Raw genomic sequence first — 15,491 nt, 5'->3', positions numbered from 1 at the left:
ACGACACCGCGGGGTGCACCCGGTGGGCGTGCGCTCAGTACAGCGCGAAGGCCCCGCCGGTGTGCCCGTTGGTGCTCTGGCCACCGCCGATGTCGCGACCGATCCACAAGTCGTCGGTCAGCTTGCGGTATTCGTGCAGGCTGATCGGCCGGCCACCGAAGTCGCGGGAGAAGTCGGCCGACCACGCCGGTCTGCCGTCGATCCGCGAGTCGCCGAAGACCAGTTCCCCACCGGCGTCACGACCCCAGATGTAGTCCTTGTAGACCCACGGGGTGTTGTTCGGTCCGGCGGTGAACGTCAGCGAGTCCCCCAGCAGGTTCTGGGTGGTGGTGAGCGCTTTCGCGGTGCCGTAGGAGATCGGCTTGCCGCGGACCTCGAAGACCGGGAGCAGCACGATGGTCTTCGTGCCGGTGGGCGCCTGGCCGGCAGATGCCTGCAGGTACAGATCCATGATCTGTTCACTCGAGCATCCGTGCCGCAGCGACTGCACCGTCACCTCGGTGTTGTCGGGGTCGATCACGCACGCGCCGGTCGGCGCGCCGAGACCCGGTGAGGCCGTCGGGGTGGGCGACACAGGCGCGGGGGATGCGGAAGCAGGTGCCGAGAGGACCGTGGCACCCACGGTCGCGCCGAGCAGTGCCGTGGCCGCAACGGAGATCAACATCTTGAGCCGACTCGAGATCACCTCGTCAGTGAACACGGTGACGCCGTGCATCACAATGCCGATCTGGGACCATCAGCACGTGATCCTCGAACATGCCGTCCTGCACGTGCGTCCCGGTGCCGCCGACGACTTCCTCACCGCGTTCGCGTCGGCAGAGCCGATCATGGCTGCACAGCGCGGGGTTCGGACGCTGCGGCTGTCCCGCTCGATCGAACGTCCCGAGGTGTTCCTGTTGCTGGTCGAGTGGGACCGGCTCGAGGATCACACGGAGGGGTTCCGAGGTTCGCCCGACTACGGCCGGTGGCGGGAGTTGTTGCACCACTTCTACGATCCGTTCCCGTTCGTGGAGCACTTCGAGTACACGGCATTCGGGTTCGACGGCGGGCACCGTGACACCGGACCGATGGTCCCGGACGGTGTGGTGACACCGCACGACGTCGCCGAGGCCACGAACCGTTTTCGCCTGTCCGCCGGTCTGGTTCGGCTGACCGAGAATCCGCGACTGCAGGCGGTGGCCCAGCGGTGGAGCCGGCAGATGGCCGACCACAACAGACTCGCCCACAACCCCTGGGGCGCCGAGGAGATCCCCTCGGGGTGGACCAGTACCGCCGAGAACGTCCTGCAGTCATGGCAGCACGCGAGTGCCGACGATCTCCTCGCCCAGTGGGCGGGCTCACCCGGCCACCGGGACAACATCCTCGACCCCGCCTACACCGATCTCGGTGTCGGGGTGGCGGTGGCCACGGACGGGAAGTTGTACGCCACACAGGTACTCGCACGCTACTGACGAGCACACCTGATCGGGGTTATGGTGGGGCTTCCGGACCGATTGAAGGAAGTGGACTCCTCATGGCCGACACCGTCGCCGAAGTCATCGTCGAGCAGATCAAACGTGCTGGTGTACAACGGGTCTACGGAATCCCGGGGGATTCGCTCAACGGTTTCACCGATGCCCTTCGACTCGACGGCACCATCGGCTGGACCCATGTCCGCCATGAGGAGGCAGCGGCCTTCGCCGCCACCGCCGAGGCCACCCTGACCGGCGAGCTGGCAGTCTGTGCCGCCAGCTGTGGTCCCGGCAACCTGCACCTGATCAACGGCCTGTTCGACGCCCACCACAGCCGGGTCCCGGTCCTGGCGATCGCCGCACACATCCCCGCACCCGAGATCGGCAGCGGATACTTCCAGGAAACCCACCCCGAACAGCTGTTCCGCGAGTGCAGCGCGTTCTGCGAGATGGTCAGTACCCCCGAACAGATGCCCCGACTGCTCGACGTCGCCCTGCGCACCGCGGTCGAGAAGCGCGATGTGGCCGTCCTCGTCGTCCCCGGCGAGATCTTCCTCAAGCCCTCACCCAAACGTCGTGCGGGAGCACCGATCCGGGCCATCCCTCGGATATCCCGACCCACCGACGCCGAGATCCGCCGTGCCGCCGCACAATTGAACGGTGCCGAGAAGGTGACGATCCTGGCCGGCGCCGGCGTGCAGGGAGCCCACGACACCGTCGTCGAGCTGGCGAGTGCGTTGCAGGCACCGGTCGTGCATGCCCTGCGCGGCAAGGAGTTCATCGAGTACGACAACCCCTACGACGTGGGTATGACCGGGCTGCTGGGCTTTTCGTCGGGTTACCGTGCCATCGAGAAGTGCGACACCCTGCTGATGCTCGGGACCGATTTCCCCTATCAGCAGTTCTATCCGTCCAAGGCGCAGATCATCCAGGTCGACATCCGGGGCGAGCAGATCGGCCGGCGCACACCGGTGGACATCCCGTTGGTGGGCTCCGTCGCCGACACCGTGGAGGCACTGCTCCCGCTGATCGACCGCGACCGTGATTCCGAGCATCTGACATCGTCACGTGAGCACTACCGCAAGGCCCGCCGGCGCCTCGACGAGCTCGCCGACAACGACCGCAACCGCTCCCCCATCCACCCGCAGTATCTGGCCCGGCTCGTCAGCGAGAACGCCACGGGTAATGCGGTCTTCATCCCCGACGTCGGGTCGCCGGTGGTGTGGGCGGCACGGTATCTGACGATGAACGGGCCCCGGCGGCTGATCGGCTCGTTCTCCCACGGATCGATGTCGAATGCGGTGTCCCAGGCGATCGGCGCGCAGGCCGCATTCCCGGGGCGACAGGTGATCGCCCTCGCCGGCGACGGCGGCCTGGCCATGCTGCTCGGCGAGCTGCTGACCATCGTCCAGAACAAGCTGCCGGTCAAGATCATCGTGTTCAACAACTCGTCGCTGAACTTCGTCGAGGTGGAGATGAAGGCCGCCGGCTTCGTCAACTACGGCACCGATCTGGTCAACCCGGACTTCGCACGGCTGGCCGAATCCGTGGGCATCCTGGGCCGCAAGGTCGAGTCGGCCGACGGGCTCGAGTCCGCGGTCGCCGAGATCCTGGCCCACGACGGCCCGGCACTGCTCGACGTGACCACCGCCCGTCAGGAGTTGTCGATCCCGCCGACCATCACCGCCGCGCAGGCCAAGGGGTTCACCCTCTACGCCCTGCGCACGGTGATGTCCGGTCGCGGCGACGAGCTGGTCGACCTCGCCGAGACCAACGTGTTCCGCCGTCTGTTCGACTGAGCTGTCACCTCAGGTGGTCCCCGGTGTGGAGCAGGACGACCTCGCGAAGCGCGCCTGATCTCGCCGCCAACCGGCCGATCCCGCACTGGAAAATCGCCTCCGCGGTACGGTCGGATCAGCGCGACACGAAACGTGATGGGTGCCACGTAATTGGATATGCACTCTGCACACCCATACCGTGGTACGGGTGACCATCACTGTGACCACCGACGAATCAGCAGGCCTCGACGCTCGGGTCGGCCATTACTACGCTGCCGACGGTACCTATGAAGTCGGCCGCGAGAAGGTGCGTGAGTACGCCCGCGCGGTGCAGGACTACCACCCGGCCCACTGGGATCCGGTGGCGGCCGCAGCACTCGGCTACTCCGGTGTCGTCGCTCCCCTGACCTTCACCTCGATTCCGGCGATGGCGGCCAACCGCGCGCTGTTCGAGTCGGTGATCGTCGGATACGACACGTATGTGCAGACCGAGCAGGTTTTCGAGCAGCATCGTCCGATCGTGGCCGGCGACCAGCTGTTCACCGACGTCGAGCTGACGAATGTCCGCCGGATCGCCGGTAAGGACCTGATCACGGTCACCAACACCTTCACCGACGCCATGGGCGAGCGGGTGCACACCATGCACACCACCGTGGTCGGGGTGACCGCCGACGAGGTCGATCCGGCGATCACCGACTCGGTTCGCACGGCGATGATGCACGACGTCAACATCCTCAGCCAGGCGGACTCCGACGAGGCCTACGTCAAGACGGTGCGTCCGGCCGACGAGGTGCGCTTCGGTTCGGACACCCGCCCGGCCACCGGCGCCCGCTCCTTCGACGAACTGTCGGTCGGCGACGAGATCCCGCTGCACCACGCCCGGCTGTCGCGTGGTGACCTGGTGAACTACGCGGGTGTCGCCGGCGACGCCAACCCGATCCACTGGGACGAGCAGATCGCCCGTCTGGCCGGTCTGCCGGACGTGATCGCGCACGGCATGCTGACCATGGGTCTGGGCGCCGGGTTCGTGTCGGCATGGTCGGGTGATCCGGGTGCGGTGACCCGCTACGCGGTGCGTCTGTCGCAGCCGGCGATCGTGTCGGCGGCCGAGGGCGGCGACATCGAGTACAGCGGCCGCATCAAGTCGCTCGATCCCGAGACCCGCACCGGTGTCGTGATCGTGGTGGCCAAGTCCGGCGGCCGCAAGATCTTCGGACTGGCGACCATGACGATCCGGTTCGCCTGAGTCCGGCCGGCACCAGGCCAGAACACGCCGAAGGGCCGCAGTCGTGTTTCGCGACTGCGGCCCTTCGGCGTCGAACTGGCCGTCTCGCCTCTCAGGCGCCGGCGCCCGCCGTCTCCGACATCGATTCGAAAGCCCGGCCGAGTTCGGTGGCGACATCGATGATCCGGGCGTGGCGGATCTCCGGCCGATCGATCTCCTCGGTGACGTAGGCGGCGATGAACCGTTTGATCTCGTCGTCGACGCGGCCGACGACGCGGATGATCTCCCCGCGGATCGTCGTGGTCGACACACCGATCCGCACGTCGCTGACCTGCGGCGGGGTCACCTCGATGTGCAGTTCCAGCGGTTCGCGGGCGCGGGCGGCCATCCGCAGATCGACCACACCGTCCACGCGGTAACGGACGCGGTCGACGCGCAGGTCCACCAGCAGCCCGATCCGCAGCGGTAGCTGCACCCCGAAGGTGATGGGTTCGCCCACCCGGCGCGAGACCCGCGGTTCGCGGATCTCGACGCGTGCGGTCACCTTGGCGATGTTGGCCGGCCCGGATGCGATCGGCCCGACCTCGAAGGAGTCGCCGACCACCGAGGAGAACGCCGAGCGAACACGGTCCTCGGTGACCGCGATCTCGAAGAACCGCCGACCGAAGTCTGCGTAGCTCAGGGTGTCGGACATGTCCCCATGATGCCGGATCCGGCCTACGCCATCGTGAGCTTTGGGCGTTACCGGCGGTCTACTCGAGGACGAACACCGGGATCTGGCGGTCGGTCTTGGTCTGGTACTCGGCGTAGGGCGGGAATGCGGCGACGGCCAGTTCCCACCAGTGGGCGCGCTCGTCGCCGTCGATCTCGCGAGCGGTCAGCTCGGTGACGGTGGTGCCGTCCTGCACGGTGATCGACGGGTTCGCCTTGACGTTGAAGTACCAGGACGGGTGGCTCGGGGCGCCGCCCTTGGAGGCCACCATCGCGTACTTGCCGTTCTCCTCCACGCGCATGAGCGGCACGTAACGCCGTTTGCCGGATTTGGCGCCGGTGGTGGTGAACAGGACCACCGGGCGGCCCTGGATCTCGACGCCGTCGGTGGTGCCCTGCGCCAGGATCTTCTCGGTCTGGCCTCGGACCCAACCCTCAGGACTCAGCTCTGCATTCGTACTCATGGCTGGGCCAACCTGCCCGGCGGGCCAGATATTCCGACCCGCCCTTGACGTATTCCCATATCGGAATACGATGATGAGGTGGCACGGGCAGCAACCACCTCGGATGTGTTCAACGCGATCGCCGAACCGCAGCGCCGGGAGATCCTGACGCTCCTGCGGTCGGGCGAGCGTCCGGTCACCGAGGTGGCCCGTGAGCTCGGGCTCTCCCAGCCCGGGGTGTCCAAGCATCTGCGGGTGCTGCGCGAGGTCGGGCTGGTCCGCGACCGCAGGGAGGGCAAGCAGCGCGTCTACGGGCTCGATGCCCGCGGGCTTCGACCCGTTCACGAGTGGACCGGCGGTTTCGAACAGTTCTGGAACGAGAGCTTCGACCGGCTCGACGCCTACGTCCGCGATCTCGAGGACACCGACACCACCATCGAGAGCAGCAACATCACCCACCGCCGCGAAAGGCCAGAACCATGAGCAACACCACACCGACCACCGGGACCACTGCCGACCGGGAGATCGTGATCTCTCGGATCATCGACGCCCCAAGGGAATTGGTGTTCACGGCGTTCACCGAGGTGCGCCATCTGTCGCAGTGGTGGGGGCCGAACGGATTCACCACCACCACAACGTCTTTCGACTTCCGAATCGACGGCGAGTGGGACTTCGTGATGCACGGCCCCGACGGCGCCGACTATCCGGAATGGATCCGGTGGACGCAGATCGTCGCACCGGAGCTGATCGTCCTGGTGCACGGTGAACGCCCCGACGACCCGAACGCCTTCACCTCCACCATCGTATTCGCCACCGATGCCACACGACCGGGGAGCACCCGAATCGAGATGCGGACGGTGTTCCCCACCAAGGAATCTCGCGACGAGGCCGTACAGAGGTACCACGCCATCGAGGGTGGCGAGCAGACCCTGGGCAACCTCGCGGCCTACGTCGGTGGTCTGACCGCGCGGTGACCACGCACCCCGCCGACCCTGCCACGTTGCGGGCAGTCGACGCGATCAGCGCGAGCCGCGGGCGACGCGGGTCGTGCGACGCTCGGCGAGGGCCTGCTTCTTGGTCGCCGCCCACGAACAGATCGGACACACGGCGAAGTCGTGACGCAGGGCCGGGCAGTACTCCCGGCCGAAGTAGATGATCTGCAGATGCCGGCGGTTCCATTCGTCTTCCGGGAACGCCTTTTTGAGGTCGGCCTCGGTGCGCTCGACGGAGCTGCCGTCGGACAGGCCCCACCGTCGGGCGAGTCGGTGGATGTGGGTGTCCACGGCGAACGCCGGGATGCCGAACGCCTGGGACATCACCACACTGGCGGTCTTGTGTCCGACGCCGGCCAGCGACTCGAGGAAGGCGTAGTCGGGAATGATCTCACCGCCCGCCTCGATGATCTGTCCGGCCGCGGTCCAGAGGTTGCGCGCCTTGGTGGGCGCCAGCCCGATCTCCCGGATGAGTTCGAGGATGCGGTCGGGGCCCAGCGCCGCCATCTTCTCCGGGGTATCCGCCACGGCGAACAGCGCCGGGGTGACCTGGTTGACCTTCTTGTCGGTGGTCTGCGCCGACAACGCGACGGCGACCAGCAGCGTGTACGCATCGGTGTGATCCAGCGGGATGGGCTGGGTGGGATACAACTCGTCGAGCAGGGTCCCGATCCGCTCGACTTTCTCCTGACGGCGCACGAACCGACACGCTACTCGACGGTCACCGCGCGTCCGGTGGAGACTCGACGTGACCCGTCCGGATCACGACGTCGTCCGCTCAGCGCTTCTCGCAGGCGATCCCGTCGCCGTCGCGATCTCGCTTGGTGTTCGCGTTGTAGAGGTCGTCGTCGACGGTGAAGTCGGTGACCGGGGTGCCCGAGGTCGAGTCGACGGCCCCGGTCCTGCCCACGCCGTGCGGGTAGTCGGCGTTGAGGGCCTTGCAGTTGGCGTAGGTCGTGGCCGCCTGCGCGGGGGCGGCCACCACTGCCGCGCCGGTGAACATCAGTCCCGCCGCCAGGCCGGCAACGACGAACTTCTTCGAGGGATTACGCATGCTGAGAACACCTTCCGGCCCGGTCCACGTCGATCGACGTCTGAAGCCTATGACCCCGCGAACCGCATCCCACAACCGCGACCGACTTTTCCTTCGATCAGATGACCGTCGAGGTCGGCCCCTCCCCGATGCGGACGCTCAGGTCGTCAGCCGAGGCTCACACCACACCCGCGCGAGCGCCAGGTATCCCCGGTCGAGCAGGTCGTGCTCGGCCAGGGTGCGCGCGTCGAGCCGCGGGTCGTCGCCGGCGGCCCGCTCGACGACGCCGAGGTGATGCAGGAGTTCGTAGACGAGTTCGGCGCGGGCCCGTCGCCCCGACTCCCCCACCGCCTGCTCGTCGGTCATCGTCTCCACCGCAACGGTCGCCGCCTCGACACGCCGGGACTGGGCGCGCAGCAATCGTGCGGGGAACCACCGGCTGGTCGCCCAGGTGACCACCACCGCGACCGCGGCACCGATCAGCGTGTCGTACAGGCGATCTCCGAGCAGGCTTCCCAACGAGCCGCCCTGGCCGGTCGCCTCGATCGACAACAACGACATCGGTGTCACGAAGATCAGGGCGACCGCGTAGTTCAGGGGCAACAGCAGATCCATCGCGATGACACAGACGATGACCACCACGATCACCGTCCACGGACCCGGGTCGATCCACGTCACCACCGCCACGATGCCCAGCCCGAGGATCGTCCCGACCGCGCGCTGTGCGGCCCGCCGCGTCGTGGCCCGTCGGTCGATCCACTGATGCAGCACGATCGTCGCCGTGAGCACCGCCCAGTACGGGTGACCGATACCGGCGATCTCACTGATCAGGCCGGCCGCCCCGGCCGCGATCGCCATACGCCACGCGGTGAACCACGCCACCGAGTTCGGTCGCACCGCGTGTGCGAGCAGAAATCGGAAACCCGGCCGGCCCACCAGGATCGGCGTGTCCGGCGCGAGGTCGCGGACCGGCGCCCGATCCCCCGCAGCCGCCAACACCGTGACCGCCAGCGTGCGGTTGATGGCGAGCAGTTCTTTCTCGCGCGCCCGATGTGCGGCGCCGCCGGTCGCCGGCCACGCGGACTGCAGGGTCACCCAGGCGCGGTTCACCGCACGGTAGGCGTCGGTGCGCGACGCGGTGCCGTCCCGGTAGGCGTCCACCTTCTCCCGGGCGGCGGCCACGGCATCCCGCTCGGGGTGACCGAGGCCGACCAGCAGGATCAGGACCGTGAGCAGCCCGGTGAAGAACGTCGCGAACGCGATGACGTGCACGATCTGCCACCCGAGGGTCTGGTCGGCACCGAAGAAGGCACCCAGTGTGGCCGCATAGAACAGGTGCAGCGGACCGGGGCCGCGCGTCAACATGAAGGCGTAGTAGATGACGGTGGTCAGCAGGACCATGCCGACGATGAGCGGCAGGGTCGCCCAGCGGTAGGGCGCCACGAGGACGCCCAGGATCATCGACACCGACATCGACGACGCGATCATCACCGCGCGTTGCGTACCCGGGCCCACAGCGGTCGGTCGGCCTCCCACAGCGCGAGCATCGAACCGAACAGCGAGATCGCTCCGACGTGTGGCCCGAAGACCGCGCACGAGACCAGGACGGTCACCGCCGACGTGAGCCCTGCCTGCAGTGACGGCCGGATCGTCTCGGGCGCGTGACGCAGCGCGAAGAATCCGGTGACAGCGCCCATGACGATGGAGCTCCCTCTCATTGAGTACAGTGTGTTCATATACAGACTGTTCATATAGTAGCGTGGATTCCAGTGTGACCACGAGCAAGGAGGTCCGACTGTGAGCGAACCGGCCTCACCCGATTCCGCCGCCCCCCGATCACGCGGGCGCGGTCGACGACCGCTCGACGAGGTCCGCACCGAGATCCTGCAGGCGGCCGTCGAGGTGCTGTTCGACGACGGGATGGCGGGTTTCACCATCGAGAAGGTGGCGGCGCGGGCCGGGGCGAGTCGCTCGACGGTCTACAAGTACTGGCCCTCCCGCGGGGCGCTGGCCCTCGACGGCTACGTCCACACCGTGGGCACGCAGATCGCCTTCCGCGACACCGGCGACATCCACGCCGATCTCACCTCGGTGCTCATCGCCTTCGCCCGCCTGATGCGCAAGAAGCCGTCGGGCCCCGCATTCGCCCAACTCATCGGCGCCGCACAGACCGATCCCGAACTCGCAGCGGCCTTCTCCGACCACTACTTCGGTCCCCGCCGCCGCGAGGTCCTGGCCCTGCTCGACGCCGCCCGCGAACGCGGTCAGATCCGCCCCGACGTCGAACTCACCACGATCGTCGACCTGCTGTGGGGCTCGTGCTACATGCGTATCCTGCTGCCCGGCGTGACCGGGACCCTCACCGACGATTTCGCACGTGACGTCGTCGCCGTCGCCCTCGCCGGGGCGGGCACGCAGTAGCCGCATCGGATCACGTCAGGCCGTGCTCGTCGCACCGATGACGACGCGGCCGACGACGCTGTTGCGCCGATCGCGCAGGATCGGTTCTTTCCCCGAGTTCAGCTCGCCCGGCGCCGGCCGGCACGGACAGCGCAGACGAGACGCTTCCAGGCCTCCTCGGACGCCAGATACGCGAGCAGCCCGAATCCGGCTGCGAGCGCGGCGGGCACCAGCCAGAACGCGACCAGTGCCGCGACGACCCCGGCACCCCATTGCCGTCCCCACAGCACCGCGGCGACGAAGATCAGGATGATCGACAGCGGCAACAGCACCGGATGCACGATCGGACAGGGCGGATGCCAACAGAACGCGACAACGCCCACCACCGCGCTCGCGATGCCCACCACGCTGAGTGCCAGCCACACGATCATCGACCACATGCGCCGGCCCCCCGCTTTGAACCTCGTGCGCAGCGCCACGGCCGCCCACATGATCCATCGCTTCAGGCACGGAACGCCCGAGGTCTTCATCATCATTCGGAGGAACCGGTCGGACAGGGTGTCGCTGCCGAGCGCCCCCGAATCCACGTCGTGGTCGATCAGTTCGTCGTGGATCAGTGCCGCGAGCGAGTGCAGGCCGTAGGGATTCTCGAACCAGCGCAGGAACTGTGGGATCGACGCGAGGTCGGTCGGATTGTCCTCGCGTGGGGTGAAGGTCCGCGCAGTGTCGACCCGCCGTCGGGCCTCGTCGGCGGACATCCCCTTCGCGGTGAGCTTGGCGATGAGATCGGCCTCGACCGCCGCATCGGAGTATCGAAAGGCACTCAGTACGACGAACTCCTCCGGGTCGATCTGTACGATCCCGACGCCGGTCGCCCGCAGCGGTGTGGAGACGTCGTGGTAGCCCTTCTGTCCTCGCGGCACCGCGACCTCGAACCCCGAGTGGGGTGCCACGAGCCACGGAAACCACTCCACGTCCGGCTGTGCAGCCGGTTCCTGCGCTCCTACGTCGTCAGCCGTTGCGCTCATGTGCACCGCGATTCGGTATCGAACGATCCCGCCGACCGTTCTGACCGGATTATCCGGTACTGCGCTGCACGTCGGCCGTACTTTGGTCGATCGCGAACAGACCTCGTCGCAGGCGCTGCTACGCGTCGTCGGCGATCGGAAGTTCTTCCCACGAGTTCGAGGTGTGTGGCGGGTCCGGGATCAGCAGGGCGAACGCAGAGTTCGGGTATGGCGCACGCATCAGGTATCCGCCGGTGGCCTCCGGTCCGAAGATCTCCTCGGCACGGCGGACTTCGGTACGCCCGTTCAGGTTCCGTGCGTGTCTGGCCGCCTATGCATCGGCACCGAGCAGCGCGATCCAACTGCGGAAGGCCTCCCGGATGTGGGCTGCCCGGACGGCGTCGAGCCGGACGTCGACGCCGACGGCAGCGTCCACCCAGCCGTCCGAACGATCGAGGATCCGGAAGCTCGCACCGGTCTTCTCCACCAGGATGCCGCGATCGGTGGCCGCCTCGTAGAGGTCACGGACCTCGTGCGGATGGTCCGCGCGGTCGCGCCGGTAGGAGCGCGGCGCGGCGATCAGGAAGGCCGCTCCCACGGCCAGCGGCGCGATCGGATACCACCGGATCAGCCACTGCAGGACGCCGAGGAATCCGTCCGCGTCAACCGGGTCCGGGCGGAAGAACAACGCGACGATCCCCACCGCCAGGAAGAACGCCCCCGCCATCGCGTAGACGACAGCACCGCCGACGGCGCCGTCGCCGGGCGCCGCGAGTCGCCGGAAGTCGTCGAGGTCACCGATGTCGGGCGGGGTCGGCCGCCCGGGTGCCGCAGCGGGAGCGGCGGCGGCCCAGACGGATTCCGGATCGCACGGCCAGGACTTGTCGTTCGGCACCGCCACATCATAGGGAGACCCACTCCGACCGCACCAGGTACTACGGTGACCGGAATGAGCTCGTCACGCCTGGCCCTCCTGTGGCTCCCCTATGTGCTGGTGTCGTTGATCCACGTCGTCGCCGTCGCAGTCGAGAGCCCGCTCGCGCCGCCGACCAAACTCCTGCTGATGCCGCTGCTCGCGGTGCCGGTTCTCGCTGCCGCAGGCCGACTCTCGTCGACGCTGACGATGCTGCTCCTCGCCGCCCTCACCCTGTCCTGGATCGGCGACGGCGCCGGTGTGGTGCTCTCCGGCGATGCGGTGCTGCCAGTGATGTTGGGCGCCTTCGGCCTTGCACACCTGGCCTACATCGCCGCGTTCACCCGGCAGCTGTCGATCCACGGATTCCCGCGTTGGGCGTGGGTCTATGCAGCCTGGTGGATCGCGATGGTCGCGGTGATCGGACCACACGCGGGCGCTCTGCTGATCCCGGTGTTGCTCTACGGCATCGTGCTGGCCGGAACCGCGGCCACCTCGACCCGCTGTGTGACACTGATCGCCGCCGGCGGCGCCTTCTTCCTCACCAGCGACTCCCTGCTCGGCATCCGACTCTTCCTTCCCGATGTCGCGCCCGGCTGGTTCTCACCGGCGGTCATGGCGACCTACACCCTCGGACAAGGACTCATCATCGCCGGAGCCGTGCGCGCGACACAGCGAGTCCGAGTTGCGACGTAGATGACCGGTGGGGATAACGGCCTGTCGCCACATCGTTCCGACTGTCCAGGAGAGCGGGGGTGCCGGACGCGCCATCACCGTCGCATCCGGCATCGAGTCACCGCTACGCCCGCGGCGGGTTGGCGGGCAGCCACTCGTCGAGCCGGGTCGAGAAGATCTGCACGCCCTCCAGGGGGATGAGCGTGCGCTCCTCGATCACCGCCCCGTAGTACGGGGCGGTGTCGTCGCGCACGACCGTCCGCGGGTCCTTGCGGAAGGCAAGAGTGCGGCGCACGAAGCCGTCCATGCCGAAGACCTCGGGGCCTGCGATCTCGATGTCGCCGACGGGCTCTCCGGCCGCGGCACGCGCCACGGCAGTCGAAACGTCTTCCGCGGCGATCGGCTGGATGAGCGCACCGGGGAGGCGCACGGTGTCACCCTCCGTCGAGATGTCGGCGATGCTACCGCCGAACTCCAGGAACTGGGTTGCGTGTACCAGCGAGTATCCGATACCGGACTCGCGGATGATCTCTTCCTGCGCGCTCTTCGCCGCGAAGTAGGGAATGGTCTGTGGGCGGTTCGTGCCGACGATGGTGAGGGCGACGTGATGTCGCACCCCCGCGGCCTTCTCGGCCGCCACCAGATTGTGCGTGGACGTGGTGAAGAATTCCATCACGTCCTCGGGTGCGAACGACGGCGAGTTGCTCACGTCGACCACGGTGTCGGCGCCGTGGAGAGCGTCGGCGAGTCCCTCACCGGTGACCGAGTCGACGCCGGTGTTCGGCGACGCGGCGACAGCCTCGTGACCGTGAGCATCGAGTTTCTTCACGACCTTCGAGCCGATGAGCCCGGTTCCGCCGATGACGACGATCTTTGCCATTTTCATGCCTTCCTCTCGAGTACGCCATGCGGCGTCGACAGTGAGGACCGAAACCACACCTCGGGTGTGACACCACATCGCCGACCCTCGGTGGCCGTCACAGATCGATGCGCACACCGGTCTTGACTTGTGGTGCCGTGCTGCCTGCTCGGGAGTGCCCGTTTGCAGCGCACGCGTCGTTAGTCGAGAGAGGATGAAGACATGAGCGTTCACGATCTGGAGGACGCCGTCCAGGTGTTCGCCGGGCACCGTCGGCGCCTGTTCGGCATCGCTTATCGAATGCTGGGCACCGTGTCAGATGCCGAGGACATCGTGCAGGAGACATGGATCCGCTGGCAGGGAACGGATCGCAGCCGGGTCACCGACCCGGCTGCGTTTTTGACGACGATCACCACACGCTTGTCGATCAACGTGCTGCAGTCAGCGCGGTCCCATAGGGAGACCTACATCGGCCCGTGGTTGCCCGAGCCGGTCAACACCGACGACGACCCCGCCCTCGGCGCCGAGCGGGCCGAGGCCCTTCAGTTCGCGATCCTCCTGACCCTCGAGAAGCTGACCCCAGCCGAGCGCGCCGCCTACATCCTGCGTGAAGCCTTCGACTACCCGTATCCCCGCATCGCCGACATCCTCTCCACGACGGTCGTGAACGCGCGCCAGCTCGTCAGCCGAGCCCGCTCGCACCTCGCATCGGCTCGACACGCAGACGTCGAGCCCAAGCATCAGCGCAGGCTTCTCCGGGCATTCCTCACCGCAGCGCAGAAGGGCGATGCCCAGGACCTCGAAGAGCTCTTCGCCGACGACGTCGTCAGCTATTCCGATGGCAATGGCATCAAACTCGCCGCACGCATCCCCGTAGTCGGGCGGACACGGGTCGCGAAGTTCGTCGCCGCCTTCGCCCATCACTTCTGGACGGGCAAACACATCGACTGGGTCCAGGTCAACGGCCAGCCCGCGGCAGCGCTCTCCGAAGAGGGGACCGTGACCACGGTAGTCGTCGTGACGACCTCGAAAGATGGCATCCGACAACTCCTCTGGGTGATAAGCCCCGACAAACTCGGCCACGTCACCTCGGTCTCAGTATGAGGCGCGTGCGGTTCCGGCATCGTGGCGATTCGCCGCACGCGATCGACTCCGCGTCGGCCGCCGTCGACCGACTCGTCGCCGTCCTGTCCTCGGGGCCGTCCGGCGCGACCGACGACATCGTCGAGGACGACGCGACCTTGATCGTCGACGGCGGGCATCCTGAACGCTCGACGTCGGCGTCGGGCAGGACCGCGGCGCTCACCGGCCTCCGCGCACTGATGACGCCCGGGATGCTGCCCGCGGTGGTGTCGGTCAACGGCGCGCCGGGAATCGTCCTCGTACACGGCGACTCCGTTGTCGCCGTGATCACAGTCGAGATCCACGACACTGCGATCTCATCGATCTGGGTCGTCAGCGCCCCAGAGAAGCTGGACCGCTGGCAGTTGTGATCTCTGCCCAAGGCTGCCGGTGCCGGACACCAGACCCCACACCTGGCGCGTGGAGGAGTGGTGCGCCGAACCGGACGATGCCGCCGCCCTGCCCCACGGATGTAACGTCGCCGGCGTCGCACGCACCTGACTCCTCGGCGCCGACAATGCAGCGCTCGGTAGCGGGCACCAGACGCTCACCTCCCCCAGCTGCACCAACCGATCCCGGAGTTCGTGCTGGGCAACCGGGCAGGCGGCAAGGTCCGCACGCTCACCGAGCCTGAACCGGAAGAATGACCGCCCCGTCGTTCACCGACAACGAAAAGAAGATCGCCTTCTACGCTGAGCACGGCCTCGACATCGTCTGAACACTGGAATGGGCGAAGGAGTACCGGTGGCGCTGGTTGACGGCGACATGTCGCTCAACCATGAGCTCTCCAGCGACGACCTGCGTTACTAGGCCCCGTCCGCCTTCGGGGGGGGGATCATGGTCGGCCAGGAGGAGTTCATCACCAACAATTTCGCGTTCTTC

At 67.4% G+C, this 15,491-nt stretch carries 19 protein-coding genes and 1 pseudogene; 10 read left to right on the top strand and 10 right to left on the bottom strand.

Annotated elements, in window-relative coordinates:
* Positions 1-34 precede the first annotated feature (34 nt).
* A complete protein-coding gene (locus Q9K23_RS24500) occupies positions 35-715 on the bottom strand; it encodes a hypothetical protein (protein ID WP_305950318.1) in 681 nt (226 codons plus the stop codon).
* Between the two features lie 28 nt (positions 716-743).
* Here Q9K23_RS24500 and Q9K23_RS24495 point away from each other — a divergent pair.
* From Q9K23_RS24495 to Q9K23_RS24480, 4 genes and pseudogenes are all read left to right on the top strand, one after another.
* Positions 744-1,019, top strand: a pseudogene (locus tag Q9K23_RS24495) (antibiotic biosynthesis monooxygenase); the annotation flags it as partial.
* Between the two features lie 48 nt (positions 1,020-1,067).
* Entirely contained in the window at positions 1,068-1,451 is a 384-nt protein-coding gene (locus tag Q9K23_RS24490) for a CAP domain-containing protein (RefSeq protein WP_238404166.1), read from the top strand.
* 62 nt (positions 1,452-1,513) lie between these two features.
* The gene (gene poxB, locus Q9K23_RS24485; RefSeq protein ID WP_020789549.1) at positions 1,514-3,250 is read left to right on the top strand and encodes a ubiquinone-dependent pyruvate dehydrogenase; all 1,737 of its coding nucleotides are present in this window, start codon (positions 1,514-1,516) and stop codon (positions 3,248-3,250) included.
* Between the two features lie 187 nt (positions 3,251-3,437).
* A complete protein-coding gene (locus Q9K23_RS24480) occupies positions 3,438-4,475 on the top strand; it encodes a fused (3R)-hydroxyacyl-ACP dehydratase subunits HadA/HadB (RefSeq protein WP_305950317.1) in 1,038 nt (345 codons plus the stop codon).
* Positions 4,476-4,566: 91 nt separating this feature from the next.
* On the opposite strand, the gene Q9K23_RS24475 is transcribed toward Q9K23_RS24480, so the two are convergent.
* On the bottom strand, positions 4,567-5,148 hold the full coding sequence (locus Q9K23_RS24475; protein WP_020789552.1) for a hypothetical protein: 582 nt from the start codon (positions 5,146-5,148) through the stop codon (positions 4,567-4,569).
* Between the two features lie 58 nt (positions 5,149-5,206).
* Positions 5,207-5,629: a nitroreductase family deazaflavin-dependent oxidoreductase gene (locus Q9K23_RS24470; RefSeq protein WP_020789556.1), complete on the bottom strand. Its 423-nt coding sequence runs from the start codon at positions 5,627-5,629 to the stop codon at positions 5,207-5,209.
* A gap of 78 nt (positions 5,630-5,707) precedes the next feature.
* Here Q9K23_RS24470 and Q9K23_RS24465 point away from each other — a divergent pair, with 78 nt between their 5' ends.
* The gene (locus Q9K23_RS24465) at positions 5,708-6,091 is read left to right on the top strand and encodes a metalloregulator ArsR/SmtB family transcription factor (protein ID WP_020789557.1); all 384 of its coding nucleotides are present in this window, start codon (positions 5,708-5,710) and stop codon (positions 6,089-6,091) included.
* Entirely contained in the window at positions 6,088-6,582 is a 495-nt protein-coding gene (locus tag Q9K23_RS24460) for an SRPBCC family protein (protein ID WP_020789546.1), read from the top strand. The genes Q9K23_RS24465 and Q9K23_RS24460 overlap by 4 nt, the downstream gene beginning before the upstream one ends.
* Before the next feature lie 45 nt (positions 6,583-6,627).
* Here the strand turns inward: Q9K23_RS24460 and nth are convergent, their stop codons facing one another.
* The 4 genes from nth to Q9K23_RS24440 form a co-directional block, all read right to left on the bottom strand.
* Positions 6,628-7,299 (bottom strand): endonuclease III, encoded by a 672-nt coding sequence (nth, locus tag Q9K23_RS24455; RefSeq protein WP_053777976.1) that lies wholly within the window; start codon positions 7,297-7,299, stop codon positions 6,628-6,630.
* Positions 7,300-7,378: 79 nt separating this feature from the next.
* Entirely contained in the window at positions 7,379-7,603 is a 225-nt protein-coding gene (locus Q9K23_RS24450; protein WP_053777986.1) for an excalibur calcium-binding domain-containing protein, read from the bottom strand.
* A gap of 189 nt (positions 7,604-7,792) precedes the next feature.
* Positions 7,793-9,169: an FUSC family protein gene (locus Q9K23_RS24445; protein ID WP_305950316.1), complete on the bottom strand. Its 1,377-nt coding sequence runs from the start codon at positions 9,167-9,169 to the stop codon at positions 7,793-7,795.
* Complete coding sequence (locus tag Q9K23_RS24440) at positions 9,121-9,330, bottom strand: hypothetical protein (protein WP_053777974.1); 210 nt, start codon at positions 9,328-9,330, stop codon at positions 9,121-9,123. Before Q9K23_RS24440 ends, Q9K23_RS24445 begins: the two co-directional genes overlap by 49 nt.
* 100 nt (positions 9,331-9,430) lie before the next feature.
* On the opposite strand from Q9K23_RS24440, the gene Q9K23_RS24435 reads away from it, so the two are divergent.
* Positions 9,431-10,054, top strand: a complete 624-nt coding sequence (locus Q9K23_RS24435; RefSeq protein ID WP_020790547.1) for a TetR/AcrR family transcriptional regulator — start codon at positions 9,431-9,433, stop codon at positions 10,052-10,054.
* A gap of 98 nt (positions 10,055-10,152) precedes the next feature.
* Here Q9K23_RS24435 and Q9K23_RS24430 read toward each other — a convergent pair whose 3' ends face one another.
* Together Q9K23_RS24430 and Q9K23_RS24425 are read right to left on the bottom strand one after the other, a co-directional pair.
* Positions 10,153-11,061 carry a DUF1353 domain-containing protein gene (locus Q9K23_RS24430; RefSeq protein ID WP_082365998.1) on the bottom strand — a complete coding sequence of 303 codons (909 nt, stop codon included), beginning with the start codon at positions 11,059-11,061 and terminating at the stop codon, positions 10,153-10,155.
* A 310-nt stretch (positions 11,062-11,371) separates the two neighbouring features.
* On the bottom strand, positions 11,372-11,935 hold the full coding sequence (locus Q9K23_RS24425) for a hypothetical protein (protein WP_152972830.1): 564 nt from the start codon (positions 11,933-11,935) through the stop codon (positions 11,372-11,374).
* Between the two features lie 54 nt (positions 11,936-11,989).
* On the opposite strand from Q9K23_RS24425, the gene Q9K23_RS24420 reads away from it, so the two are divergent.
* Positions 11,990-12,649, top strand: a complete 660-nt coding sequence (locus tag Q9K23_RS24420) for a lysoplasmalogenase family protein (protein ID WP_053777972.1) — start codon at positions 11,990-11,992, stop codon at positions 12,647-12,649.
* Between the two features lie 103 nt (positions 12,650-12,752).
* Here Q9K23_RS24420 and Q9K23_RS24415 read toward each other — a convergent pair whose 3' ends face one another.
* The gene (locus Q9K23_RS24415) at positions 12,753-13,757 is read right to left on the bottom strand and encodes an SDR family oxidoreductase (protein WP_348533955.1); all 1,005 of its coding nucleotides are present in this window, start codon (positions 13,755-13,757) and stop codon (positions 12,753-12,755) included.
* Between Q9K23_RS24415 and Q9K23_RS24410 the strand changes: the two genes are divergently transcribed.
* Both Q9K23_RS24410 and Q9K23_RS24405 read left to right on the top strand, forming a co-directional pair.
* A complete protein-coding gene (locus Q9K23_RS24410) occupies positions 13,710-14,591 on the top strand; it encodes an RNA polymerase sigma-70 factor (RefSeq protein ID WP_020790555.1) in 882 nt (293 codons plus the stop codon). The two genes, Q9K23_RS24415 and Q9K23_RS24410, sit on opposite strands and share 48 nt — an antisense overlap.
* 5 nt (positions 14,592-14,596) lie before the next feature.
* Entirely contained in the window at positions 14,597-14,980 is a 384-nt protein-coding gene (locus Q9K23_RS24405; RefSeq protein WP_020790553.1) for a hypothetical protein, read from the top strand.
* Positions 14,981-15,491 lie beyond the last annotated feature (511 nt).

Origin of the sequence: Gordonia sp. NB41Y, assembly GCF_030718915.1 — a bacterium.
Lineage (GTDB): Bacteria > Actinomycetota > Actinomycetes > Mycobacteriales > Mycobacteriaceae > Gordonia > Gordonia desulfuricans.
This window is presented reverse-complemented; position numbering and strand designations above follow the sequence as displayed.